At 43.3% G+C, this 25,281-nt stretch carries 24 protein-coding genes and 1 pseudogene; 15 read left to right on the forward strand and 10 right to left on the reverse strand.

Annotation, left to right across the window (positions count from 1 at the left end):
* Nucleotides 1-118 precede the first annotated feature (118 nt).
* The 10 genes from gspD to HL061_RS05705 all read right to left on the reverse strand — a co-directional run bounded on the left by gspD (nt 119) and on the right by HL061_RS05705 (nt 10,916).
* Nucleotides 119-2,377 (reverse strand): type II secretion system secretin GspD, encoded by a 2,259-nt coding sequence (gspD, locus tag HL061_RS05660; RefSeq protein ID WP_252962612.1) that lies wholly within the window; start codon nt 2,375-2,377, stop codon nt 119-121.
* Between the two features lie 78 nt (nt 2,378-2,455).
* On the reverse strand, nt 2,456-3,352 hold the full coding sequence (locus HL061_RS05665; protein WP_071002198.1) for a type II secretion system protein N: 897 nt from the start codon (nt 3,350-3,352) through the stop codon (nt 2,456-2,458).
* Complete coding sequence (gene gspN, locus HL061_RS05670; protein ID WP_083328865.1) at nt 3,353-4,189, reverse strand: type II secretion system protein N; 837 nt, start codon at nt 4,187-4,189, stop codon at nt 3,353-3,355.
* Nucleotides 4,190-4,431: 242 nt separating this feature from the next.
* Nucleotides 4,432-4,755, reverse strand: coding sequence for an H-NS histone family protein (locus HL061_RS05675; RefSeq protein WP_071002199.1), 324 nt, complete (start codon nt 4,753-4,755; stop codon nt 4,432-4,434).
* A gap of 454 nt (nt 4,756-5,209) precedes the next feature.
* Nucleotides 5,210-5,647, reverse strand: coding sequence for a BLUF domain-containing protein (locus tag HL061_RS05680; protein ID WP_071002200.1), 438 nt, complete (start codon nt 5,645-5,647; stop codon nt 5,210-5,212).
* 57 nt (nt 5,648-5,704) lie between these two features.
* Nucleotides 5,705-6,223, reverse strand: coding sequence for a BLUF domain-containing protein (locus HL061_RS05685; RefSeq protein WP_071002201.1), 519 nt, complete (start codon nt 6,221-6,223; stop codon nt 5,705-5,707).
* A gap of 75 nt (nt 6,224-6,298) precedes the next feature.
* Nucleotides 6,299-6,973 carry a hypothetical protein gene (locus tag HL061_RS05690; protein ID WP_071002202.1) on the reverse strand — a complete coding sequence of 225 codons (675 nt, stop codon included), beginning with the start codon at nt 6,971-6,973 and terminating at the stop codon, nt 6,299-6,301.
* 315 nt (nt 6,974-7,288) lie between these two features.
* Nucleotides 7,289-8,215, reverse strand: a complete 927-nt coding sequence (locus tag HL061_RS05695) for an IS30 family transposase (protein ID WP_025643743.1) — start codon at nt 8,213-8,215, stop codon at nt 7,289-7,291.
* Between the two features lie 635 nt (nt 8,216-8,850).
* Entirely contained in the window at nt 8,851-9,465 is a 615-nt protein-coding gene (gene ssb / locus HL061_RS05700; protein ID WP_071002203.1) for a single-stranded DNA-binding protein, read from the reverse strand.
* Nucleotides 9,466-9,551: 86 nt separating this feature from the next.
* Nucleotides 9,552-10,916, reverse strand: a complete 1,365-nt coding sequence (locus HL061_RS05705) for an MFS transporter (RefSeq protein ID WP_071002204.1) — start codon at nt 10,914-10,916, stop codon at nt 9,552-9,554.
* Nucleotides 10,917-11,587: 671 nt separating this feature from the next.
* Between HL061_RS05705 and uvrA the strand changes: the two genes are divergently transcribed.
* The 15 genes and pseudogenes from uvrA (at nt 11,588) to HL061_RS05780 (ending at nt 25,145) form a co-directional block, all read left to right on the forward strand.
* On the forward strand, nt 11,588-14,500 hold the full coding sequence (gene uvrA / locus HL061_RS05710; protein ID WP_071002205.1) for an excinuclease ABC subunit UvrA: 2,913 nt from the start codon (nt 11,588-11,590) through the stop codon (nt 14,498-14,500).
* A gap of 176 nt (nt 14,501-14,676) precedes the next feature.
* Nucleotides 14,677-14,889 (forward strand): hypothetical protein, encoded by a 213-nt coding sequence (locus HL061_RS05715; RefSeq protein WP_071002206.1) that lies wholly within the window; start codon nt 14,677-14,679, stop codon nt 14,887-14,889.
* 109 nt (nt 14,890-14,998) lie between these two features.
* Nucleotides 14,999-15,106: pseudogene (locus HL061_RS05720) on the forward strand (IS5/IS1182 family transposase); the annotation flags it as partial.
* Nucleotides 15,072-15,578 carry a hypothetical protein gene (locus tag HL061_RS05725; protein ID WP_071002209.1) on the forward strand — a complete coding sequence of 169 codons (507 nt, stop codon included), beginning with the start codon at nt 15,072-15,074 and terminating at the stop codon, nt 15,576-15,578. The pseudogene HL061_RS05720 and the gene HL061_RS05725, both read left to right, overlap by 35 nt.
* A 222-nt stretch (nt 15,579-15,800) precedes the next feature.
* Nucleotides 15,801-16,091, forward strand: coding sequence for an AlpA family phage regulatory protein (locus HL061_RS05730; protein ID WP_227517191.1), 291 nt, complete (start codon nt 15,801-15,803; stop codon nt 16,089-16,091).
* A 4-nt stretch (nt 16,092-16,095) separates the two neighbouring features.
* Complete coding sequence (locus tag HL061_RS05735; RefSeq protein ID WP_197496749.1) at nt 16,096-16,383, forward strand: helix-turn-helix domain-containing protein; 288 nt, start codon at nt 16,096-16,098, stop codon at nt 16,381-16,383.
* On the forward strand, nt 16,384-16,659 hold the full coding sequence (locus tag HL061_RS05740; RefSeq protein ID WP_071002211.1) for a hypothetical protein: 276 nt from the start codon (nt 16,384-16,386) through the stop codon (nt 16,657-16,659).
* The gene (locus HL061_RS05745; protein ID WP_071002212.1) at nt 16,652-17,185 is read left to right on the forward strand and encodes a hypothetical protein; all 534 of its coding nucleotides are present in this window, start codon (nt 16,652-16,654) and stop codon (nt 17,183-17,185) included. The genes HL061_RS05740 and HL061_RS05745 overlap by 8 nt, the downstream gene beginning before the upstream one ends.
* Nucleotides 17,178-17,567, forward strand: a complete 390-nt coding sequence (locus HL061_RS05750; protein WP_071002213.1) for a hypothetical protein — start codon at nt 17,178-17,180, stop codon at nt 17,565-17,567. The genes HL061_RS05745 and HL061_RS05750 overlap by 8 nt, the downstream gene beginning before the upstream one ends.
* A gap of 106 nt (nt 17,568-17,673) precedes the next feature.
* The gene (locus HL061_RS05755; protein ID WP_071002214.1) at nt 17,674-20,214 is read left to right on the forward strand and encodes a DUF927 domain-containing protein; all 2,541 of its coding nucleotides are present in this window, start codon (nt 17,674-17,676) and stop codon (nt 20,212-20,214) included.
* A 264-nt stretch (nt 20,215-20,478) separates the two neighbouring features.
* Nucleotides 20,479-20,778, forward strand: coding sequence for a helix-turn-helix domain-containing protein (locus HL061_RS05760; RefSeq protein ID WP_071002215.1), 300 nt, complete (start codon nt 20,479-20,481; stop codon nt 20,776-20,778).
* Nucleotides 20,779-20,875: 97 nt separating this feature from the next.
* Complete coding sequence (locus HL061_RS05765; protein ID WP_252962613.1) at nt 20,876-24,106, forward strand: type ISP restriction/modification enzyme; 3,231 nt, start codon at nt 20,876-20,878, stop codon at nt 24,104-24,106.
* 160 nt (nt 24,107-24,266) lie between these two features.
* Nucleotides 24,267-24,590 (forward strand): type II toxin-antitoxin system RelE/ParE family toxin, encoded by a 324-nt coding sequence (locus HL061_RS05770; RefSeq protein ID WP_212563837.1) that lies wholly within the window; start codon nt 24,267-24,269, stop codon nt 24,588-24,590.
* Nucleotides 24,587-24,892, forward strand: a complete 306-nt coding sequence (locus HL061_RS05775) for an addiction module antidote protein (RefSeq protein ID WP_201592207.1) — start codon at nt 24,587-24,589, stop codon at nt 24,890-24,892. The genes HL061_RS05770 and HL061_RS05775 overlap by 4 nt, the downstream gene beginning before the upstream one ends.
* A 34-nt stretch (nt 24,893-24,926) precedes the next feature.
* Nucleotides 24,927-25,145 carry a hypothetical protein gene (locus tag HL061_RS05780; protein ID WP_212563838.1) on the forward strand — a complete coding sequence of 73 codons (219 nt, stop codon included), beginning with the start codon at nt 24,927-24,929 and terminating at the stop codon, nt 25,143-25,145.
* Nucleotides 25,146-25,281: the final 136 nt, after the last annotated feature.

Below are 25,281 nucleotides of genomic sequence, written 5' to 3' on the forward strand. Positions count from 1 at the left end.
TTTAGCTGTGTTACGAATACGCAAGCCAATGTATGATGTAATTTTTGTTTATTACATCGTACATTGGCTTGTGCTGATTTAATATATCAGTTGTTTAAAGTGGTGGTTAATAGCTGCTTTAACGATTGAGAGGATATGTCGTTATACCATCGTTGGGACTATCTACCTTAGTGAAACCTTGAGGGGTTGACCGCGGGGTTTGATCGCGCTTAGGAATAAGGGGGTTGAGCGGCATCAATTCATAGTCTGCATCGACATTACCATCCCAGCCCTGTGTTCCGCTCAACGGGAGCTGTTTGATCGTACCATTTTTATCGATGACCAATTGCAGTACACGCATCTGGTTAAATTTACGCTCGGTCACACTGGCAACCGCGCCACCATCACGTAAGATGGTTGGTTGTAAAAATATAATCAAGTTACTCTTTTGAGTACTGTCATTGTCAGAGCGGAACAACCTGCCAATCACTGGTACATTTCCTAAGCCCGGAACTTTTTGCTGGCGTGTGGTGCTATTGTCACGCATCAAACCACCTAGGGCAATGGTCTGCTGATCATCGGCTAAAATCGTTGTATTAATGAGACTTTTATTGGTAGTCAAACCACTAGCATTGCCAGTAGTACCTGGTACGACGGAAGATACTTCTTGTGAGACCTCCAAACGTACGGTGCCATTATCACCAATATGAGGGATAACGTTAAGATTGATACCAATATCTTGACGATCAATGGTCTGAAAAGGGTTGTTTGAGTTGTTACCACTGGTAGTATAAGAACCTGTGACAAAAGGTACGTTTTGACCAACCAAGATACTGGCCTTTTCATTATCCAATGTCAAAATAGACGGCATGGACAATAGATTGGCACTGGTAGAAGAGTCGAGTGCCTGCAAAATGGCACCATAAAATTCCGTATTACCCTGACTGTCTTTTCGGCTATCGCCAATCCCAACCAAAGCACCAACGATAGAGCTGGCAGCGGAGCTAATACCTGCGGCGCCCGCAGCAGCACTACCACCCAATGCGGCAGCGGCCAAGGTGGTCGCACTAGCACCGACATTATTGAAGTTGACGACACCATAGCCACTATTGGCATTACCAAGCGCCCACTGAACGCCTAGCTGGGTTGCATCATCACCTGAGACTTCAACGATAGCAGCTTGAATTAAGACTTGTGCGCGGCGACTGTCCAATTGATTGACCGCATCTTCAATCTCAAACATCAGTTCAGGATCTGCATTGACGATGACGGCATTTTGTGTCTCGTCAGCGATGATACTAAAGGGTTTTCCACCAACGCCTGTACCGCTTCCACTTGTATTGCTAGTAGGCACAACTGATGTACTACTGCTACTGCCAATACTCTCACTCGCCGCACTGTTAATGGTTGCCCCTGTACTGCTTGCATCATTTAAAGAAGCGGACTCTAACGTTGAGGTGGCTCCAGCGCTATTAATCGATTGATTGGCCAAAAGGCCTCGTAGCATATCAGCAATATGACTGGCGCTGGCATACTTTAGGCGAAAGACACGTAAACCGCTCAGTCTTCTTGTCGGTGTGGTATCTAGTTGATTAACCATCTCCTGAACTTTGGCAATCATCTCAGGGCTGCCTTTGACCAGCAATCGATCACTTGATGAATCAGCGATCACTTTGAGTTGATTATTACCACCTTGTGCTTGTCCGCTACCAGCGCTTGCCACCAAGGCACTGATTAGCTCCATCATACGTTCGGCATCGACGTGGCGTAGTGGTATCACTTGCAGACTATCATTAATATTGCTATCCAAGTCACGGATAAGGGCCGTGAGTTGGTTCAGGCTATCCGCGCGATCTGATAGCACCAGCGCGTTCACACCAGGCACAGCGGCGGCATGTGCAGACTGCGGCATTAAAGGTCTTATAACGCCCAATACTTCTGCTGCTTGAGTATTCGTCAAATAAATCACTCGGGTTGCAAGCGACTCACCGACACTATTGCCGCGCAAATCAACGGCGACACCAGACTGCTTGGCGACATTATCTGGCACCAGTTTGATTGTCGTACCTGCCTCTATCGCTGCAATCCCATTGACCTGCATGACACTTAAGAACAGCTGATAAATCTCATCACGCGATAAGGCTTTGTTTGAGATGACCGTCACATTGCCATTGATACGAGGATCAAGGACAAAGTTTTGATCAGTGATGGTTGCCACCTCATTAATAAAAGCTTTGATATCGGCATCTTGTAGGTTTACCTTCCAGCTCTCAGCACTCGCTAGGCCCATGCTAGCAGCCCATAAGGGTACCGCTAGGCAAAGAGGACGACACAGGCGCATCAAACGCGGCAGGATACGGTGTAACGGTGTGGCTGAAAATTGATGAAAACTTACCATATTGATAATTACCTACAGTGATATTGCGTCATATGTACTGAGTGTTTAACGAGCACTCTTTGCTAAAAGTCCGTCTTATTAGAACTGCTGGCGGATAGTAATAACTTGCTCACCACGTTGAACCTCGATTTGTGCTTCGCCTGCTTGCTGTACTTGCTGCAATACGCTTGCATCCTGAGCAGGATTATTGCCCACGTTTTGTCCGTTTACTGTCAACACTTTGTCGCCTGGCTCCAGTCCGAGTCGATTGCGCAACTTCGATGGCATCGCTGCGGTGACTTGATAGCTTTCACCTGAGGCCATCACCCCCATTCTACTCAAATAACTGGCAGGATTTTCTTGCAGCGCGGTGACCGCCTCTTCAATCGCCGTTTGCGGACTGCTTTCACCATTCGTCTCTGTCGGTTCAGGCGGCGTATCTTGTAGTGTCTGAGGCGCAGTCGGTAACATACTATTGTCTGGCAGACGCTGATTACTGACGCCGCCTGCCAGCATATCACTTTGATCTAGCGACATAGCATCTGGCATGCTAATCACTGTTTCTTTATCATTGGCATCCGCGATAATAACCGAATTCCAGTCAACAGCGACAAGAATATAGTCGCTGTCTTTTAGTCCATCACCAATTCGGTAATTTTTCACCTCACCATTAATGTTAAGCAACGCTGAAGACATGCTCTCCGGTATAGCGAGTAGTACGCCTTTAAGCTCAACATTGGGTGGTGGCTGGACTGCCGCTGCAATAGGGTCAGGGTCCGCAAATATCGCAAACAAACCACTATAGTCATTGGCAGACTTTGTATTGTTTTGCAAAGGGGCTAGCGGCAATGCTGGTGCTAAGGGCGCTGCTAATAGTAACCACAAAAGACGCGCCGCTGTCCAACATAGCCAAGCAATTGCCAGTAGCAACAACCACCCTGAAAAACGATTGAGAGTATTTACGACAGGCTTTAAGCTGGCAGCAATATTTGACATTTAGGGCGCCCCCAGACCAGCTAGCAGCGGCTGGCGCAAACTAACGACTGGTGTATCCTGCGGTGCTTGCCCTTTATATTCAGGCATGTTTTCTAGTAAGCGCTGAGTCAGACTGACATCTAGCATGTTATCCCCGTCTATATACAGATCGCCTAAGCGCTTATCTTGATTATTCAATAGATTGATATGCAGCAGATTTTTATTGTTCTTTTGCTCAGCACTCAGCTCAGCTCGCAATGCAGGCATAGTGATATAAAAAACCTTACCACCACTCGGATAACCGACTTCACCGCCAACCCAGGTCAACTGACCATCAGCTTCACTAAATCCCGCCGCATTTTTAGCAGACTCATTCTCAGCGGATTCCGATGATGCATTGTCGCTAGACTGACGCTTTAACGAAACGCCATTGACTTGAATGGGTGTGTTAGGCAGTTGCCAATCAACCACACTTGCCAAAGTCTCAGGAGCAATCTTTCCGCTCATATCATCAACTTGCCATGAGTTTAAACCCAGCTTTACCTGTCCGTTCAACCTCGTTTGCTCTGAGTTGATAGTCACATCGGCACCAAGCTTGCCTGTGAGCAGTTGCCATGGCTGCCATGACCATTTGGCCATCCCTGTGAGCGGTGTCGATGATAGAGGAATTTGCCAAATGGCAGAGCCCTGCCATACATTGCCAGACACATGCTGCACATAAGGCGTATTGGGTGCATACTTTTGGATTAGCCATGCCGCTGGCATTTGCAATAGGGCAAATAAGGCAAACAATACAAATCCGATCAGCCACCAAAGCTTGCGGGGACGCTTATGAGACAACTCAGATACTTGGGCCACGGTTGCACAACTCTTATATAAGACAAAAACGTCATTATCATAACAAACAATGACCTATAGATGACAGAAAAAAAGCCAGTATCTTTTTACCAAAATATTGGCAATAAAGATACTGGCTTTTTTATTTTGCAAAGCCTCAGTGCTTATGACTAAATGATTGTAAATAAACCATTATCCATAAGACTGATAAGCTCCGTCCCGTACTGTGTTACGACTCGAAACTATCTAATTGGATAGCCTAATTAGATAGCAAAATCTTCAAGGCCACGACCTGCTGCTAGTGCTTCAACCAACCACGTTGGTTTACGTCCACGACCAGTCCAAGTTTCTTCCTTGTTATCAGTATTGCGATACTTAATACTGCGTTTTTTCTCTAGTTTTTCACCAGCTTTTAAGATCTCTTCAATCGTAGCGTTGCTGTCTTCTGCAATTTGCTCAAACTGAATATAAGCATCATACAAACGCTGATGCTGTTTTTTGGCAATAAGCTGCTGGGCATTTTCGCTGATGGCACGTAGTTCATCTACGTTTAAGTTATCTAAATCAATTGCGTTATTTTTACTCATAGTAAGTCCAACTGTCGGATAAAAAATATCACCTCAATAGAGACATTGTGCCTATTGGGATACCTGAATGATGACTCATTCATTATTCAAAAATTAATAGTTTTTAAGGGTTAATTTGATTTTTGATTAATCAAAGATTATTCATAATTATTTTAATAAACATGAATAATAAAAATATTGCTGGCAAACACAAGCATTCATTATACCTTATATAGCAAATGGCTATCGACAATAATTACTTATCGAAACTTAGCTCAACAAATTTCTATTTTCTATAGTGTTTCTTAAATGCGGTATTCCCTGAATATTAGTACTTTTTCATTTTTTAATAAAATAATATTCATTAATACACTATATTAATAAATCTGATTTATTAGCATCTGATAACTAGGCGCTGTAGCAAAAGCATATGAGCTTGCGAACGAATGCTTGTCTAAACCCTAACGACTTTTATTTAGCCTTTTTGTGCATTCAGCTCATTCATCAACCCATGAGCAGATTCAGCATTTAGCAGGTAAGGGTTAAAACCAATAGTCGTAGAGTACTTTAAATAGATTGCGGCGTTCTCTTCGGTCGGAGACGCATAGTTCATTGACCATTTCGCCCACTCCCTATGCTTTAGCTCACGTGTGTCAATAATCTGTAGGTCGTGATGACGCTCATCGGAAATGAGACTGTATAGCAATCGATTAATTTGCGCTCTTGGGCCTTCTATCGTCTGCAAAAAATAATCTTTATTGAACGTTAGCATCCCAGTGATACTATTAGCAGCGTTATTTATCTGTGCTTGCTGTAATATTTCATTGAAATCGGTCGCTGATACATTTGGGTTTGCGCGGCTGGCATAGGTCATGCTCACTAAGATATGGGCATCTGCGTGTGTTGATGTCATGTTTGTTCTCTTATACAAATATTATGAAAGCGGATCGCATTTATAGACATTACTCAATTAACCAAGGGCATACCACGGTTTTTTCTTTTGAGAGGCACGCTGCTCTTCTTGCTCTTGAAGCTCTGATAAGGTGTCAATCAACATCATAATCTGATTGGTGCTCATCAAATAAGGATTGAATTCGTTACCTGTCGAAAACTTCAGTGCAAGCCCCTTGTTCTCATCGCTTGGAATCAAATACTTCATTGACCATTTGTTCCAATGACGCTGCTCAACCTCACAGCATTCTATGACTTGCAGGGAATGATGACGCTCATCTTGCACAAGCTTTCTAAGCAAGCCATTGATAACCGGCCTAGCCCCTTCGATACTTTGTAAAAAGTAGTTATGGTTAAACACCAACGCACCAGTGATACCATTGCGCTCGTTATTTTGCTGAGCTTGCTCAAGGATACGAGTTACCTCACCGTTGAGGTTATCGTTGTTATAACGACTGATATAAGTCAGACGCAAAATGATATGCTCACCCTGCCGCATTTTTAGACTATTTGACTCTGAGAGATCGACTGACTCCATAATTTTTTCCAATTAATTTGCTAGATTTATAAAAAAGGCGGTGCAGGTATTGCTAATCACTCATCAATGGCCGTACTAACGTGACTGTTGAATTTTTTTGATAAATTTGCTCATACCACGTGCTAGATTCGCGTTACTGCTCTTTTGTACTTCTTGTGCCAACAGTAATAATTGCGCGCTGTCCTCACACTGCTCTAGACTCAGTAAATAGCCCCAAGCTTCTGCAGGTAGTGCATTTTTTTCAATGTAGGTCGCCAAGTCAGATTTAAGGGTTCCATAGTTGGCACCAGCAACTTTTGCCTTAAACATAATACCGATAGACTTTTTGCCAGTCTCTGCAATTTTGCTTGGCGGTTTGCTATTAAAAGTACGATCGAACTCTATCTCAGTACTGATATCAAATGAGTTGTCTGTAGATTGAGGTTGCTTAGCGACTGGTACTTGAGGAACAGTAGGTGCTTCGTTTACAGTAGATACCTGAGGCGCTGTTTGGATTTGCGAACTAGCGTTAGCAGCACCAATCAGTTCAATACACTCAAGCTCTAAAAGTAATTCAAATAAAGGCCCAACACCGCCAAAATCAGCAAACATTTTGCTATTATCAAGCGTATCAAGGTAGTTTTGATACGTGCGCTTGCCATCAATCATAATCAGCAATGTTCTCGCTTCTCGCGGCAATATACCGAGACTTTGAGATTTTATTTCTGCTCTACCTAAATCGCTTTTGCGAAACACGTCACCGTAGTTCATGCTTTATACTCAGTATTGACAGCAAGATAGGCATCTTACCGATAAGACGCCGACCCAGTTAATTTTTGTTCTTTTCAGCCATGAATGGCCAAACTCTGATAGATTTGAATTTATTGTTAACTGATGCTTTACATGCAACCTTGGCGCTTAAAATCAGCTATACTATTTAATTAAATAGAGTATATCAATGTCATTAATAGACTGTTAGCACTAATTGAATTGGATAGCACAAACGGTTTATATAAGGTATGGAAGGTAGTTTTTATAAATTTCAATATAAAAATTGAAACTTAGATTAACACACCAAGTGCAACGCTAATTAATATTATAGAACGCCTGCATAGGCGTTTTAAACCCTAATCGTTTTCTTGGTCTGTTGTTTAGTTTGTTCTCAATGTCCTGTATTTCATTATCAGAGACTTGTCTAAAGTCACAACCCTTAGGCAAGTACTCTCTGATAAGGCCATTGGTATTCTCGTTGGTTCCTCGCTGCCATGACGCATAAGCATCGGCAAAGAAGAAAGGGCTAAAGAGCTTTTGTTTCACCTTCTTATGCTGAGCAAACTCTTTACCATTGTCAGAGGTAATGGTCTTAACCTGCAACCTCACTGGCGCTAAGAGTTCTATCATTGCCTCTGATACTTGCTGTGCTGTTTTATGACCCACACGCTTCATCTTCAGCAGCCCCGTTTTACGTTCAACGAGCGTGACAATCGCTTGCTTGTGATGCTGACCGATAACGGTATCCGCTTCCCAATCTCCAATACGTGAGCGTTCTTCAACAATACAAGGGCGCTCATGAATCGAGACTCTGTCATTGATACGGCCTCGAGTCTCAGCGGTTAGACGCTGCCGGTATGGTTTTCCTTTACGTCTGAGACACTGCCACAATGTACCGCCCTGCCTCTTATCACGCCAAATATAGCGATAAATGCTCATATGACTGATACCAGCATGAACGCCAGATATTTGCTCAGGACTCCAGTTCTCTTTAAGCTTGTCTGTCACCCATGCCCAGAGGTCAGTCACAATAGTTGTGGCGTTGTTAGCCCGTCTGTCACAAGCCTTGTTATTAGCATGCTTTGCTCGGTAACCTCGTAGGCTTTTATTACGCCTAAGCTCTCTTGATATGGTACTGGGACTTCTGTTTAACACCCTCGCTATAAAATTAATACTATGTTTTGCCCCTTTAAGGGCATAAATCTGGTATCGTTCACCTAGGCTTAGATGTGTATAGCTCATGGTTGCAATCTCACTTTGGTCGGTGGATAAAAACTTTGATGCTAGCGCATCTAGGTCTTTTTTTCACCTTGCATTTGGTATTGCACTTCATGTGTTAATCTAAGAAAATAAAAATAATGGCAACAACGCTTTTAAAAAATAACGGTTATAGTCAATCCTAAATAAAACAGATACATTATATATCAAGGTGGAACTGGTCTAAATTTTCCTCGCGTGCTGTGCCTACGCAGACAGAGGCTGCGAAAAATTTATCCCAGTCCCACTGTATCGTTTTTATACTGAATTCACTATATATACAACAGTGAATAACCACACTTCCTTGATAAACCACTCAATAGTAATCGCATATATTTCCAGCCTTTAATAGCAGAATGAAAAATAAACATAAGTTTTGTTTTTTATTAGCAAAATAACAATAAGCAAGTCTATTATTTGATACTTAATCTCTGATATCGCGTGAATATAAACATATAGGTAATTTTCTAATAATTTATTCATAAAAACTAAAAAACCCCGCTATTAACGGGATTTTTAATTCAAAGATACTTGTTCAAATCTTTATCTTTTAAACAAAAAAAGAGCCTATAAATATAGGCTCTAATGACTTTTCTCTACACTATCAGGTTATTGTATTCCTAAAACGGGATATCATCGTCTACAGGGCCATCTGACATTGCCGTAGGCTTAGATTGCGCGGGTTGATTAAACTGATTTTGCGGCGCAGGTGCATTTTGGTTATTAAAGCTGTTCTGACCGCCACTCGGTTGGTTATTGTAGCCGCCTCGCTGTGCTGGCTGGCCACCTGCTTGCTGACCGAAATTATTTTGGTTGCTTTGACCGCCTTGGTTGCCGTAACTGTTTGAGTTCTGGCCACCTTGATTGTTACTAAAGCCTCCATTATCGCTTTGGCCACCACTCATACCATCAAGCATCTGCATTTGCTCAGCTCGAATCTCCGTAATATAACGATCTTGACCGTTCTGGTCTTGGTACTTACGCGTACGCAAGCTACCTTCAATATAGACCTTGCTGCCTTTACGCAGATACTGTGCAGCGATTTCACCCAAACGATTAAACAGTGAGATACGATGCCACTCTGTCGCTTCTCTTTTTTCACCGCTTTGTTTATCCGTCCACTGCTCAGATGTCGCAACCGAGATATTAGTCACGCTACCGCCATTATTGAACTGGCGTGCCTCAGGATCTGCTCCAAGGTTACCGATGATGATAACTTTATTAACTCCGCGCATGATACCGTCCTTTTACTTATGAATAATTATTCGATAGAAAAAATGATTCCTATCAATGATATGATTTTACTTTAACCAATTTTTGTTTAAATATCTAGTGGGCTTTGTGCCAGATGCGACAGTGCTTGTCGCGAATCATCCGTCAGTTGGGTCTTGTCTAATTTTAAATAAGCGACTTGCTCCTTTGCCATAACGACCAGTTCATCCACGCCATCGACTGCTAGCATCTGCCGAGACCAATCTTGGATATTGATGTTTTTAGGAATGGTTACTGTCGTGCTCGACAGATAAGGTGGCTGGGCAATGGGTGTAATCAGCAGCAATGCGATGCCCATGACAAGTGACAACAGCCCCCATGCCAGCAAGTTAGACTGATTCAATAGCAGCCCGCCCATCGCGCCACCAACGAACGCACCTAAAAACTGGCTCGATGAATTAAGCCCCATCGCGGTTGCTTTATTGGCGACTGGTGCACGCTTAGATATCCAAGATGGAATCGTCGCCTCAAGCAAATTAAAACCCATAAAGTACAGTAGCAATCCAAAAATAATACCAACACCAACCTGACTACCAAAAGCAAGAAATGCCAAGGCTGCAGTCATTAAGGCGATAGCAGCTAGAAAGACTTGGCGCATTTTACGCTTCTTTTCAGCGATGATAATAAAGGGAATGGCGACGGCAAAGCCGACAAACAATAGCGGCAAGTAGACCAAGCCTTGCTGACGTACCGATAGACCCATCACCTCTGTGAGCTGATGCGGCAAGATTACAAATATCGCTGTCATGGTCAAATGCAGCGCAAAAATTCCAAAGTGCAAACGGTTTAAGTCGCCGATTTTGAGCACAGTAGCGAGTTGCTCACCGATCGATTTGTTATCCAGATTGTGCTTGAGCACGCGCATTGGCGTGGGTACGACAAAAAGTAGCAGCATCGCTAAAATAGCAAATGCTGCCGTCAGCCAAAACAATCCTGAGATACCAAGCGAGCCTACTAATAACGGCCCAAAGGCAAAGGCCAACATAATAGAGGTGGCAATGGTCAAGCCCATCGTCGCCATTGCCTTGGTGCGCATCTCCTCGCGGGTGACGTCGGCAAGCAATGCCATGAGCACCGCAGAAACCGCACCGCTTCCTGCCAGCGCGCGCCCGATGATGACCTGATAAATATCCGTCGCATTTGCTGCAATCATGCCGCCGACTGCAAACAGTATCAATCCCAAAAATATAATCGGTTTACGTGGGAATTTATCAGCGGCAAGGCTCATCGGTATCTGAAAGATCGCTTGTCCTAGTCCATAAATACCAACTGCCAGACCAATCAAAAACGGCGTCGCGTGTGCATAATTGTCACCATAAACAGAAAACACCGGCACAATCATAAACAAGCCAATCATACGCAAGGCAAAGATGCCACCGACTCCGAGGATTGCCCGTTTCTCTACGCTATTCATACTTGCCTCACTGATTGATCATTGCTGTTTTTTCACTGCTGGTACTTGTACTGCACCATGATTTATCACTACTGGTTTATCAAGACACTGGCCTATAAATCAAGCCCTCTAGTATAAGACATTCGCCGTTTGGTTGCCGAGACTTTTGTCTTACTGACGCCCCCGCCTATAGCGCATCAACCCAAGCCATTCATACTACGCAATTATTTTGTTACCAACTGCGTCAGATGCGCAATCACACCTTGAATAATGCGGTCGCCATAACAATAAAGTAAGGCATTATAAACATTATTATTCATTAGCTCGAACGACAGTTCAAACGACAAACTCCTCTGTAAAATGACATTTTTGGTCAAAACCATAACAAACGATGCCTGTTACTTATCAGGGATTTGATTTAGATTTGCTTAGTCGAACAGAAATCAATCGCATCAAAGACTGCAAAATAAGCAAACAGTAAATTGGCATGTATAGCCCTTACTTCACGAACGTATGAACACTTTATAAAAGCACTATTTATAACCATATTTTTTATAACAGAGCTATTTATAACGACATTATAAATTTAGAAATCATTCGCGTTTTTAACCCATAATTTTACTGATCTGTATTTACCTTTTCATTTGAGATATTTCCCAATACTCTTTTAGCAAATAGGAAACCCATAAACGATGGCACATGACCATATCGCAATACGCGGCGCACGTACTCATAATTTAAAAAACATTGATTTAGACATTCCACGAGATAAATTCGTGGTAATCACTGGTTTATCCGGTTCTGGTAAATCGTCCTTGGCTTTTGATACGCTATATGCTGAAGGGCAACGTCGCTATGTCGAGAGTTTGTCAGCATATGCGCGCCAGTTCTTATCGCAGATGGAAAAGCCGGAAGTCGATAGCATCGAAGGCTTGTCACCGGCAATTGCTATTGAGCAAAAATCGACCAACCATAATCCACGCTCAACGGTCGGTACGATCACTGAGATTTATGATTACCTGCGTCTATTATACGCGCGTATCGGTACGCCTTATTGCCCAGAGCATGGCGAACCTATGGTGGCGCAGTCGGTGACCGAGATGGTTGATCAGGTTATGGCACTCCCCGATGAGACCAAGCTTATGATTCTTGCGCCAGTAGTGCGTGAGCGTAAAGGAGAGCATACAGTGCTGCTTGAGCAATTGATCGGTCAAGGGTTTGTACGCGTACGCGTCGATGGTCATGTCTATGATACTGACGAGCTACCGACACTCGATAAAAAGAAAAAACACACCATCGAAGTGGTGGTTGATCGCTTTAAAGTACGTGATGACTTGGGCAACCGTGTCGCTGAGAGCTTGGAGACCGCGCTACGTTTGGGACAAGGTCTAGTGACGCTGCACTTTATGGATGGTAACCCTACTGAGGGCGGCTCTGATAATCAAGTGATGTCTGCCAAGCACAGCTGTCCGATTTGTGATCGCGCTGTACCTGAGCTTGAGCCGCGCATGTTTAGTTTTAACAACCCCTACGGTGCTTGCCCAACTTGTGATGGACTCGGTAAGCGTCAGTATTTCGCTGCTGAAAAGCTCATTACTCATGTTGATAAGACGCTCAATCAAGGCGCGATTAACGGTTGGGATAAGCGCCACTCGTACTATTTTGGGCTGCTAACTACCGTTTGTAAGCATTTTAAAATCGATATGGATACACCGTGGACGGAGCTGCCCAAAAAGCAGCAAGAGCTGATCATGCACGGCTCAGGTAAAGAAAAGCTCACCTTTAACTTTACCGATGAGCGCGGACGTAAAACCAATAAAACCGTTCCTTTTGAAGGCGTACTACCCTATCTTGAGCGCCGTTATGCCAAAACGCAAAGTAACCTCGTCCGCGATGAGCTGGCTAAATACTTAGCTGATACCACGTGTAATGTCTGTGATGGCGCGCGTCTGAACGAGATTTCGCGCAATGTGCGTGTCGATGAACAAACCATCGCTGACATCGTCAAGCTCTCTATTGGCGACGCGGCGGACTATTATAAGACTCTAAAGATTGACGGTCATAAAGGTGAAGTGGCAGAGAAGATCTTTAAAGAGATTAACGAGCGCTTAAACTTCCTCGTTAGCGTTGGCCTCGATTATCTAACCCTAGCACGCTCTGCCGAAACCCTATCCGGCGGTGAAGCGCAGCGTATTCGTTTGGCCAGTCAAATTGGTGCCGGTCTGATGGGCGTCATGTATGTCCTTGATGAGCCGTCCATTGGCTTGCATCAGCGTGATAACGACCGCTTGCTTAAAACTTTAACACGCTTGCGTGATTTAGGTAATACCGTACTGGTCGTTGAGCACGATGAAGATGCGATTCGTCAAGCGGATCACGTCATCGATATCGGTATTGGGGCTGGCGTACACGGTGGTCATATCATCGCCGAGGGCACGGTGGATGAAGTGATGGCAACGCCAGACTCGCTCACCGGACAATATATGTCGGGCGAAAAACGCATTGAGATACCAAAAGTGCGGCATAAAGCCAAAACCGTAGAGGTCGAGGTTAAAGGTAAAGCGAAAGCCAAAACAAAAAAGGTACCGATGACTATCGAGCTCAAAGGCGCCTCAGGCAACAACCTAAAAGACGTCGATCTGAGCCTGCCCGTTGGGGTGATGACTTGTGTCACGGGTGTATCGGGTTCTGGTAAATCAACGCTGATTAACCGTACGCTTATGCCTATCGCCGCCACACAATTAAACAATGCCTCAACGCTAATCGCGGATAAGCATGACAGCATTAGCGGTCTTGAGCATTTGGATAAAATGGTCGATATCGATCAAAGCCCAATTGGTCGTACCCCGCGCTCCAATCCTGCGACTTATACTGGCGTCTTCACTCCCGTGCGTGAGATGTTCGCCCAGACACCAGAAGCCCGCGCACGTGGTTATAAAGCTGGGCGCTTTAGCTTCAACGTCAAAGGCGGACGCTGTGAGATGTGCCAAGGCGATGGTCTCATCAAAGTTGAGATGCATTTTTTACCGGATATGTATGTGCCGTGTGACACCTGTGAAGGCAAGCGTTATAACCGCGAGACCTTAGAGATTCACTATAAAGGCAAAACCATCGCTGACGTGCTCGAGATGACGGTAGAGGACGCCACTGAGTTCTTCTCGGCGATTCCAGCGATCTATCGTCGCCTGCAAGCGTTGATGGATGTGGGGCTGAGCTACATTCGCTTGGGTCAGTCTGCATCGACACTATCTGGCGGTGAAGCGCAGCGGGTGAAACTGGCACGCGAGCTTGCCAAACGCGACACGGGACAGACGCTTTATATCTTGGATGAGCCAACCACAGGTTTGCATTTCCATGATATCGATAAGCTGCTCAACATCTTGCATGCGCTACGCGATAAAGGTAACACCATCGTGGTCATTGAGCATAACTTGGATGTTATCAAAACCGCGGATTGGGTGATTGATCTTGGCCCTGAAGGCGGTAAAGGCGGCGGTATGATCATCGCTGAGGGTACGCCAGAAGAGGTCGCAGAGGTCGAAGGCTCACACACGGGTGAGTTTTTAAAGCCGATGCTTAAGCAAGCGATGAAAGAAGTGAGTTAGTAGAACTTAGGTAATAATTGATGAAAAGGCTACTCTTTAGGGGGTGGCTTTTTTTGTTTTTATATGGATTGAAAGTATTTATAGAAAACACTATAATCTTTCGAGCTAAAAAAATACTCAGAGCAAACTCTTAGGAGACGATGAGTTATCATAATTAATTAGTAGGATAACTAATAATGACTCAAGACACTACGCAACTAATAATTAAAGATGATAACGCATATAAATTGGCACAAGCTCTATATAATACCGTAACTGGAAAAACTGAAAGCTTATCAAGGAGTTACTCTGATAATTACGAGGTGAATAATGAATCTATAGTTCAACTATATAATAAAATGGTTCAAACTTATGCTCAATGGGAAGTAATAGACCTCTTGCAAAAGTAGCAGAGGGAATTAAAATAAGAAGAACATTCATCGTTGTCTAAGAACCATGCCAAACATAGATAAGCTACTCAAACAAAGTGACGCTGGTTTTAAACGCTACACTGGCATAATCAAGTTGTTTAAAATCGTGGCTCATAAATATCGCAACCGTCGTCAGCGCTATGATCTTAGAATGAAGCTGTTTGCTGGTATCATTAATTCCGAGCTTAAATTATGACTTTTGCAAGAGGTCTATTAAATTTACAAGCTATAAGGAAGCAGAAGAATGGCAGAATGAATTTTATAAATTCTTAGCGGACAATAGAGCTTTGGAAATGTTTTTGAGATTGAAGGATTTGGCTGAAGTTTTTATAAGTCGCATAAAGACTCTTGATAATATAAATGTTGACTTAGGTTTTGACTTCTATAAGATGCAGAAAGAGTTGAGCTTTAGAAATAATAAACTAGCATTCATTGATTCTAGTCAAGCGAATATAGCACCTGAACTAATAGTTGCTCACTATGTCTGGAACTATATTTATTTAGAAGATAACGATTTAAACCAAAACCTATCTCATTCATCAAAAGTTCCTCTAGTCTTGAAGCATTTTAAAGATTTGCCTAAAGACCAAAGGTTTATAGACAGAATTACAGCTATTACCACACCTAGAGAGCAGAAAAACTATAACTGGAGTGGTTTTTTTAAATAGCAATTTGCTTGCCTATTATCCCATACTGATAAGATGACACCTCAACGTGTCACCCTAATTTAAAATTGGCTTCAAACCTTTATCGTTTGGAGGTGACACCACTTACCGACACCATTTTATTGAGGTGACACCCTTTTCTGACACCTATGCTTACCCCCTAACATAGACCATGTAAGCCGTAGCGTCCGTTACGGCTCAATACACTACATGGAGCTATACACAATGACACACCCAACCCAAGACACCCCAGTAATTCCTTTTACTGACAACACCCCTCACGACACCGAACCAACCAGCGCAAACAGTCCAGCTATGCAACTGCCTACTACTGGCATGGGCAGAGCTAAGGACATTTTGCCGTTCCTACCTTTTAGCAAAACCACCTTGTTTGAATGGTCAAAAGATGGACGTTTCCCAGCTGGCAGAAAGCTATCACCAACTATGACAGCATGGAGCTATGCAGACGTTCACGAATGGCTTAACTCTCACACCTCAACCACTAGCGAGATATAGAGCCATGATGACCACAGCCACCAGTAACGCCCCAGTGACCGACCAGCCAGCACCTAAGACACAGATTGACACTGTTAGAGAGCACCTGATGACAGGGGCAACTATCACCACATGGGACGCATACCGCCTTTATCAAATCACATGCCTAGCACAGCGCATACATGACCTAAGAACCGCAGGGCTAACCATTCAAAGCGAAATAGTTACGCACAATGACAAGCGTTTTTCTGTCTATTGGCTTGATGAGCAGACTTTGCTTGAAAGCGAACTATCTAACAGTGAGGTGAACTAAGTGAGCCAATCAAACGACATATTAGAACCGCGCCTAGTGGCAGTAGATAGCTATTATCTGTCTGTCATTAATGACCGCATACAAGACCTATCAAACGATGCTGAGAGCCTAGCAATGGCGCTTAGTGCGATCAGTACCGATGATGATACCAGTAAGGGCGTAATAGTCGCTGTAAGGTCTGCCCTACTCGCTAATAGTGAGCTGGCAACCATTTTAAGCGAACAGATGGACGGGCTTATCTTACTGCCTGAGCTGGAGGTAACAGATCATGAGTGATAACCATACCAAACCCAATCTAAAAGCCCAACACGGGGCGCACAATCGCAAACAGACGGGTAAACGTGGCTTACTGCTAAGATTTACTATCTTTATGGCATGGGTGGCAGGTATTGGCTTGCTACTCTCACTGGTAGCTTGCCAGCAAGTACAACCAAAACAGATTGCAACCGATGATAGCAGCGGTTACTATATAGGCCTCTCAAAATCTACAAGCGGACAAGCCAGCCGTGGCATTTTGGCTTTTTTTGTGCCTGATAATAGCGCAGCCTCTCAAGCTGTTACTATACAATCTAGCACAGCCTCACAAGCGCACACATGCGCCACAAGGGGGCAAACCATCATATCTAAGGTGAACACCTCACCGACCGACTATGACGGGTTGACGCTGCAAAATAAAACAGCCGTAAGGCGAATATGCGGGGCGGTTTCTTGTAGAACCGAGAGTAAGACCCGTCACCCTATACTTTTACCGTATAGCGTGGCATACACTCAAAAACTACAAGGAGTTATCCATCATGGGTAAATCAATCAGCACGACTTCAAACACTACAACACTAGCTAATCAAGCCCCTGAGGGCTTAGATGACGGCTTGTCTATTGCCCAAATTAACCAGCGTAAAGTTATCGACTTAACTAGTCCTAACGATACCGATGTCATTATCATATCGTCACATGATTTATCAAACCTTGCTTGTGATATTAGCGGTGCAGCTGGCGCTCTACATGATGTTGGTCAGTTACTGGCACTTATTCACTATGACAAGATACAGGCTCATACAGCCGAAGCATTAGCGCGTTTAGCACATGATGCTACTTGCACATGGGCAGAGATACTGCACACGCAATTAGACACCCTCAACGAATCCCTAGTGATGAATGGCCATAGCAAGGTAGGTGCAGAATGAAAACCTACCCACCAAAGCAGAGCCGTAAGCACGCCAAGCGCAAAAGCTACTACAAGAAATATAGAGCCGAGCGCAAGCCGAACCACACGCAGGCAAGGGGGAACAGATGACCACCACACCAACAAACAGCCAAGAAAAAGCCCATGCGGACAACATGGGCGCTCATACTCTCTTACAAGATTGCAAGCCAGCTACAGAGGAACAGCTGGCAAACGATCCGTTTTTAATCAAACTTAATGACATGCTAGAACCTGAACGGCTGCTATTCGTTACAGGTAATACTACTATATATTATGGTGAACAAATTGGCAAAACCGAACCAACAGCCAACACTATAGGCTTAGCATTGACCGATAAACAAGGCGATATTGTAGGCGCGGTATTCTACACACCAAACAGCAAAGCAAAGCCCATTGTCATTGATCCTACAGGTTATGGCGCTATCGTCATTGGTGAGCCAAACAAAGCCCATGAGGTCATAGCTTTTAATGACCTTGATAGCGGTATTGATGTTTACAGCTACCTGATGAGCAGTGATAAAACAATCATTGTCAGCCCTCACAAAACAAAGCAATGCCTTAAAAAGATGGTGCAGCACTGGAGCAGCGGTTCACTTGTTACCGTACCTATGACGCTTGATGACAAGGGCTTAATAAACCTATTAGCAGGTGTAAAGGCTCAAGCATTGGTTACTGTGGCTCATATCGTCACTATGCTGCAGCATGACAGCTACAAAGCGATACTAGCAGCTGATGACACCCAGCTAATCAACTTACAAGATACTGCCTATTATCCTGAATGGCGCGATGATCCCCAGCTGAATGAACCGATGATCTATAGTGATGGGCGTTTTGAGCTATATCACGATGGATTGTTTTTCGTAAAGTATAACGATGATGACCCAGCAAACATTACCTTTAAGTCTAAGGCGTTTGTTTGTTCACCTATAGAAGTTATCGCTAAGACACGGGACACAGGCAGCACTACATGGGGGCGGTTACTGCAATGGCGCGATGATGACAGCGTATTGCATACGTGGTCAATGCCGTTATCGCTACTGCAAGGTGATGCAAGGGAATACCGCAAGGAGCTTGCCAGTCAAGGACTAAACATTACCACCAACCCCAAACAGCGCAGCTACTTAGACACCTATATTCAAAAATACCCTATTCACAAACGGGCGTTATGCGTGGATAAGTTAGGCTGGCACGATAAGCAATATATATTACCTGACAGAGCCATAGGCAGCGATGGTAAGCAGCTTATTGTCTATCAGTCTGCAAACAGTATCAACAGCACCCTAACCCAGCAAGGAGAGCTAGCACAGTGGCGCGATAACTTATGCAAGCCACTAGCAGAGCAAAGCCGTTTTGTGTTCTCTATTGCTTGCGCGTTCGCAGGTCAATTACTGGAGCTATTAGAGTATGACGGGGGCGGTTTTCACCTTTTAGGATCATCAAGCATGGGTAAGTCATTATCGCTCAAGGTGGCTGCTAGTGTATGGGGCAATCCTGACAGGTACGTTAAGACATGGCGCAGCACTGATAACGCTCTAGAAGGCACAGCAAGCGAGCACAACGACAGTTTTTTACCACTTGATGAGATCAGCGAATGTGATCCCAAAATAGTAGGCAAAACCGTTTATATGCTGGCTAATGGTCAAGGTAAAGGACGTAGTACCACCACGGGACACAATCGTATAGCCAAAACATGGCGCATTATCTTTTTGTCTAATGGTGAGGAGTCGCTACAAAACTTCATGGCGCAAGCAGGACAAAAAACCAATGTAGGTATCGAGGTTCGAGTAGCGCATATTGATGCTGATGCTGGCAAAGGGTTAAAAACCTTTGATAGTTTGGTACTGGCAGAAACAAGCGAAGCACAAGCCGATAGGATTAAAGAGCTATCACACGCTTACTATGGATCAGCTGGCATTGCATGGCTAGAACATATCACCAGTGACAAGGCAGCGACCACCGCCACCGCTAAGCAGCTTGTAGATGACTTCATGAGTCAGTACAGCGACCTGACAGCACAGGCGCATAGAGTTGCTAAACGGTTCGCTATCGTGAGCGCAGCTGGAGAACTGGCAACACAGGCAGGTATAACGGGCTGGCAAGTAGGACAAGCAACTACAGCTGTAATGATTTGCTTAGATAACTGGCTCGATAACTACGGGCGTGATGGTGAGCATGAGCAGCGCCAAATCATAGAGCATATTAAGGCATTTATTGAACAGCACGGATCAAGCCGTTTTCAGCCTTGCCATATTCACACGTACCAAGACTTTGAAACTAAGATAACAAACCGTGCTGGCTATCATAACTACGACACAGGGGAATATTATTTCTCTACCAGTACCTTTGATGAAGTCTGTTCACCATTTAACAAAAGCAAAGTCTTACAAGTGTTAGATGAAGCAGGATTTTTAAATGTGACTGAGAGTAATCGTAAAACGTGCAAAGTGCCTTTACCATTCAAAAAGAACCGCCAGCGTGTTTATGCGGTCAAAGGTGAGATATTAAGTTGTGAAACTACAAAAAGCACTGGGACAGCTGGGACAACCCATACACAGCAAGGGTTAGAGCCTGTCCCAAGCGTTAAAACACCATTGGGACAGCTGGGACAAAATAGCGCAATCTGTTAATCTGTCCCAAGTGTCCCAAAGGCTAAAAAAGGGCTGGGACAGCTGAAAGCCAGTAAGTACGGGCGCTGTCCCGTTGTCCCAAGTGTCCCAAGCAAAAAAGTAGATGCAGGCAAAAATAATATAAGGTAGGCGTTAGCGTCTGCCTTTTTTTATGGCTGATACTTTCATTTTTATAGTAGTAGGCTAAAGCCAATAGCTCAAAACCCGACAAAATATAACTGTATTGTTGTATTATGAGGGAATATAAAAACCGAGGTTTAATCTATGACACATTTTAGCGCACTAAATGACTATGTAGCAGACTTGCCAGCCGATAGACAACAAGCGATCAATAATAAATCTAAGATATTAAGCCAGTCTATTGAGCTTGCCAAAATACGCAAAAGCAAACAGCTAAAGCAGACTGAGCTTGCCGTCATTATGGGTGTGTCACAAGCCAGCATATCAAAGGTAGAAAGCGGTAAAGACATTCAGCTATCGACTTTGCAAAACTATGTTAGAGCGTTAGGTGGTGAGGTAAGCATTATCGCTAAGATGCCAAACAGTGACGTTATATTGATATAGCACCCGCGCCCTATAGGCGAACCCTCACAACTTTCATACCTTATTTTAAATTTTATAATCCAGCCCATTTATTCATCAATACCACTTAGGGATATCTATGTCAGATAGCAATCATCAATACGTTAGCGATTACGTCAATAAAGTAGCCTCAAGAGTTAAGTTAGGTCATAGCTCAGAACATACTTTCCGTAAAGATTTAGAGGATTTGATAAACAACCTAGTGTCTGATGTGATGGTCACCAATGAACCAAGCCAAGTAACGGACTGCGGTAACCCTGATTTTTTAATAAGTAAAAAAGAGATTCCGATTGGCTTTATCGAAGCTAAAGACGTAGGCAAGGATTTAAGCTCTAAACTTTATAAAGAACAGTTTGATAGATATAAAGCAGCCTTAGACAACCTGATTATTACGGACTATCTACGCTTTGAGTTTTATGTCAATGGCGAGCGCGTTCATCAGGTCTGTGTCGGTGAGTTGATCGCTGGCACGGTGAAGACACACGACAGTGAGTTTAAGCGCTTAGCTGAGCTATTGCGTGATTTCTGCGTGTATGTCGGACAAACGATTAAATCTGCTCAACGTCTTGCAGTCTTGATGGCGGGTAAAGCGCGATTACTTGAACATACGCTTTATCAGGCACTAATCAGCGATGAACATTCAGACGATAATTCAGACCTACGTGCCCAGTTTGAAACTTTTAAGGGCGTACTTATACATGACTTAACCCCAGCAGACTTTGCTGATATTTACGCGCAAACACTCGCCTATGGTATGTTTGCCGCACGTTTGCATGATGACACCCTAGATACTTTTAGTCGTCAAGAGGCAGCTGAGCTTATCCCTAAAACCAATCCATTTTTAAGAAAGCTGTTCTCTCATGTGGCTGGTATTGATATTGACCCACGTATCAAGACTACGGTAGATAACCTTGCTGATGTATTTCGCGCCACCGATGTAGCAGCTATCCTCAAAAACTTCGGTAAGACTACTCAAACACAAGACCCTATCATTCACTTCTACGAGACTTTCCTTGCAGAGTACAACCCTAAACTTCGTAAGCAGCGCGGTGTATGGTACACCCCTGAGCCAGTGGTTAAGTTTATTGTCCGCGCTGTAGATGATATTTTGAAGTCTGAATTCGATTTAGCAGACGGTATAGCAGATACCAGTAAGATAGAAATAGAAAAACAGACACAAACCCCTGATAGTCGTACTAAGACGGGCTATAAGATGGTTAAAGAGTTGGTACATAAGGTGCAAATTCTTGATCCAGCGACTGGTACAGGGACATTCCTTGCCGCCATTATTCAGCATATATTTCACAGTCAGTTTGAAAATATGGGCGGCATTTGGAGCAGCTACGTTGAGCAAGACCTATTGCCACGCTTGCACGGTTTTGAGCTATTGATGGCAAGCTATGCAATGGCGCACTTAAAGCTTGATATGCTACTTGCTGATACAGGCTATGAGCCGATCAAACCTAAACGTATGCAAGTCTATCTGACTAACTCACTAGAAGAACATAACCCCGATACAGGAACGCTATTTGCTGGCTGGCTGTCTGCTGAGGCAAACGAGGCTAACGCCATTAAGCGTGATGCACCAGTGATGGTAGTAATCGGTAATCCACCTTATGCGGTGAGTAGCACGAATAAAGGGGATTGGATTCAAGACTTAATAGCAGATTATAAAAAAGATTTGAATGAGCGTAATATTCAGCCACTATCAGATGACTATATTAAATTCATTAGATATGGTCAGCACTATATTGAAAAAAACGGTGAGGGTATTTTAGCGTTTATTACTAACAACAGCTTTGTTGATGGTGTTATTCATCGGCAGATGCGTAAAAGTTTGCTAGAGAGTTTTGATAAGGTTTACATTCTTGATTTACATGGCAATTCTCGTAAACAGGAAACTGCGCCAGACGGTGGTAAAGATGAAAACGTTTTTGATATTATGGCAGGTGTTTCCATTAATATCTTTATAAAAACGAACAAGAAAAAAGCAAGTGAATTAGGCAAGGTTTTTGTACATAGCTTGTTTGGTACAAGGAAGTCTAAGTATGAATTTTTAGAACAGCACAATTTAAACAAAGTATTTTGGGATGAATTAAAGCCTAGCTTACCAAATTTTGAGTTTATTAGAATTGATTATAGTAATAAGGTGAAATACGATGCTTATTTTTCACTAAACGAAATTTTTCAGGCTAGTAATACTGGTATAGAAACTGGTAGAGACGCACTATTTATAGACTGGAATAATGAGAAGCTAGGGGACAAAATAAAAAGAGTTTTGGATAATAAACATGAACCTAGTGTTCTAAACGAATATAAGATAAAGAATACTAGCAGTTTTAAGTTATTAGATAATCTAGTCGTAAGTGAGTTTTCAGAAGAATATTTTAAGAATATTCTGTATCGTCCTTTTGACATGAGAGCAACATATTATGATACCTCGCTACAGAGAAGACCAAGCTGGAACACTATTAAACACTTAAACGAAGATAATATTTCGCTTATCACTTGCCGCCAGCAAAGCACATTTGACTTTCAACATATATTTTTATCTAAAGCTATTATTGAGAGATGTACTGTTTCTCTACAAACAAAGGAAACTGGATATATCTTCCCACTTTACCTATACCCTGAACAAGACACCCAAACCAATCTATTAGAATCAAAAGATGAAGACAAGCCAGCCCGAACACCAAACCTTGACACCGAAATCGTGACAGACATTGCCAAAGCGATTGGATTAACCTTTACCAATGAAAAGGAAGATACGGCTGGCACGTTTGCGCCGATAGATATTCTTGATTATATCTATGCCGTATTGCACAGCCCGACATATCGTGAGACTTATAAAGAGTTCTTAAAAATCGACTTCCCACGCGTGCCCTATCCCAGCGATGCCGATGCTTTTTGGCAGTTGGTGACGCTAGGTGGAGAGCTACGTCAAATTCACTTATTAGAGTCACCAAAGATTGCCGCACAAACTAAAGCGCTTGGTATAGGTTATCCCGTAGGAGGTGATAATGCCGTTACTCGTAAAATGACCAAAAACAGCGTTGGCTTTGAGCCTGACGAAGTAGATAGCAGCATTGGTAAAGTTTGGCTTAACGATACTCAGTATTTTACCAATGTACCGCTAATCGCATGGGAGTTCTATATCGGTGGATATCAGCCCGCGCAAAAGTGGCTTAAAGATCGTCAAGGTCGAACGCTAGATCATAGCGATATCAAGCACTATATGAATATCATCGCAGCGCTTAGCCTAACCAATGAGCTGATGCAGCAGATTGATGACATCAACGTGGTGGGTTAAGTCCGCACAATCACATTAAGACAAAACAATAAAAGGTAGGCGTTAAACGTCTGCCTTTTTGTTTTGCCTACACTTCTATATATGCCACATACAATCGTAACTTGTTATCTATTATCCAAAAGTTTACAATTAATTATAAGTATTCTTATAATTTACCCCTATGATTGATATTAACCAAACCGAACAATTTAGACGCTGGTTGCACAAGCTCAAAGACCCGTTAGGCAAAGTAGGCATACTGGCACGTATCAAGCGAGCGCAAGGCGGCAATTTTGGTGACCATAAGCCATTAGCCAATACAAACGGTATCTATGAGATGCGAATATTCAAAGGCAATGGTTACCGTGTCTATTATGCCAAGCAAGGCGATACCCTCTATCTATTATTGATAGGAGGCAGTAAAGACAGCCAAGCAAGCGACATTGATAAGGCTTGCACCCTATGGCAGCAGGTTAAGGAACAAGAAAAGGAGCACCCCCAATGACCGATATTAAGATCAGCCGTTTTGACGTAGCAGAGTACCTAACAGATGAAACCCTTATTAATGCTTACTTGAATGAAGCATTGAGCGATGGCACACCTAGTGACTTTATCCAAGCATTAAACGATGTTGCACGCGCAAAGGGCATGAATGAGCTGGCAGAAAAGACAGGCATAAGACGTGAAAGTCTTTATAAAACCCTACAGTCCGAAAAGCCCCGCTTTGACACCATGCTAAAAATTATTGATGGTATGGGCTTGCAAGTCACTCTGACTCCTAAAGCCGAACCTTTTTTAGAGGCTTAATGTTTAATGATTGTTATTCTGAGAGGTGAACGTTATGCGTTTGCCTTTTTTATGGGCTGCACAAAACCTAATAAAACCTGATATTCAAAACCTAATGAGCAGATGCCCCAAAATGGAAGCAAAAAGCGAGGAAGCAAGGAAAATAGGAAGCAAAACAGCGAATTTTCTATTATTCCTATTCATCGCCAAGTCAGGACAGCAAACGGCTAAGAGTGGAAGCAAATATTTTTTAGGAAGCAAAAAATTGGAATAATTCCCAACGGGCTAAATAGTACAGATGCAATAAAACGCATTAAAAACGCACGCATTTAAGTGCCATTACCGAGCGCGTGCAGTGATTAATTCAACCCCATGCAAACAAAAAGCAACCCCCTAAACTTTTAATTTCG

It is taken from the genome of Psychrobacter sp. PSP (assembly GCF_024085615.1).
Classification (GTDB): Bacteria; Pseudomonadota; Gammaproteobacteria; order Pseudomonadales; family Moraxellaceae; genus Psychrobacter; species Psychrobacter pacificensis.

What these genes read in the sequence shown, in the direction of transcription:
- ssb (WP_071002203.1), bottom strand. Translation starts at nt 9,465, where the DNA reads ATGCGCGGAGTTAATAAAGTTATCATCATCGGTAACCTTGGAGCAGAT.
- uvrA (WP_071002205.1), top strand. Translation starts at nt 11,588, where the DNA reads ATGGCACATGACCATATCGCAATACGCGGCGCACGTACTCATAATTTA.
- HL061_RS05765 (WP_252962613.1), top strand. Translation starts at nt 20,876, where the DNA reads ATGTCAGATAGCAATCATCAATACGTTAGCGATTACGTCAATAAAGTA.
- HL061_RS05695 (WP_025643743.1), bottom strand. Translation starts at nt 8,215, where the DNA reads ATGAGCTATACACATCTAAGCCTAGGTGAACGATACCAGATTTATGCC.
- HL061_RS05755 (WP_071002214.1), top strand. Translation starts at nt 17,674, where the DNA reads ATGACCACCACACCAACAAACAGCCAAGAAAAAGCCCATGCGGACAAC.
- HL061_RS05745 (WP_071002212.1), top strand. Translation starts at nt 16,652, where the DNA reads ATGAGTGATAACCATACCAAACCCAATCTAAAAGCCCAACACGGGGCG.
- HL061_RS05780 (WP_212563838.1), top strand. Translation starts at nt 24,927, where the DNA reads ATGCGTTTGCCTTTTTTATGGGCTGCACAAAACCTAATAAAACCTGAT.
- HL061_RS05705 (WP_071002204.1), bottom strand. Translation starts at nt 10,916, where the DNA reads ATGAATAGCGTAGAGAAACGGGCAATCCTCGGAGTCGGTGGCATCTTT.
- HL061_RS05685 (WP_071002201.1), bottom strand. Translation starts at nt 6,223, where the DNA reads ATGGAGTCAGTCGATCTCTCAGAGTCAAATAGTCTAAAAATGCGGCAG.
- HL061_RS05665 (WP_071002198.1), bottom strand. Translation starts at nt 3,352, where the DNA reads ATGTCAAATATTGCTGCCAGCTTAAAGCCTGTCGTAAATACTCTCAAT.
- HL061_RS05770 (WP_212563837.1), top strand. Translation starts at nt 24,267, where the DNA reads ATGATTGATATTAACCAAACCGAACAATTTAGACGCTGGTTGCACAAG.
- HL061_RS05715 (WP_071002206.1), top strand. Translation starts at nt 14,677, where the DNA reads ATGACTCAAGACACTACGCAACTAATAATTAAAGATGATAACGCATAT.
- HL061_RS05775 (WP_201592207.1), top strand. Translation starts at nt 24,587, where the DNA reads ATGACCGATATTAAGATCAGCCGTTTTGACGTAGCAGAGTACCTAACA.
- HL061_RS05760 (WP_071002215.1), top strand. Translation starts at nt 20,479, where the DNA reads ATGACACATTTTAGCGCACTAAATGACTATGTAGCAGACTTGCCAGCC.
- HL061_RS05675 (WP_071002199.1), bottom strand. Translation starts at nt 4,755, where the DNA reads ATGAGTAAAAATAACGCAATTGATTTAGATAACTTAAACGTAGATGAA.
- gspD (WP_252962612.1), bottom strand. Translation starts at nt 2,377, where the DNA reads ATGGTAAGTTTTCATCAATTTTCAGCCACACCGTTACACCGTATCCTG.
- HL061_RS05690 (WP_071002202.1), bottom strand. Translation starts at nt 6,973, where the DNA reads ATGAACTACGGTGACGTGTTTCGCAAAAGCGATTTAGGTAGAGCAGAA.
- HL061_RS05750 (WP_071002213.1), top strand. Translation starts at nt 17,178, where the DNA reads ATGGGTAAATCAATCAGCACGACTTCAAACACTACAACACTAGCTAAT.
- HL061_RS05735 (WP_197496749.1), top strand. Translation starts at nt 16,096, where the DNA reads ATGATGACCACAGCCACCAGTAACGCCCCAGTGACCGACCAGCCAGCA.
- HL061_RS05680 (WP_071002200.1), bottom strand. Translation starts at nt 5,647, where the DNA reads ATGACATCAACACACGCAGATGCCCATATCTTAGTGAGCATGACCTAT.
- HL061_RS05730 (WP_227517191.1), top strand. Translation starts at nt 15,801, where the DNA reads ATGACACACCCAACCCAAGACACCCCAGTAATTCCTTTTACTGACAAC.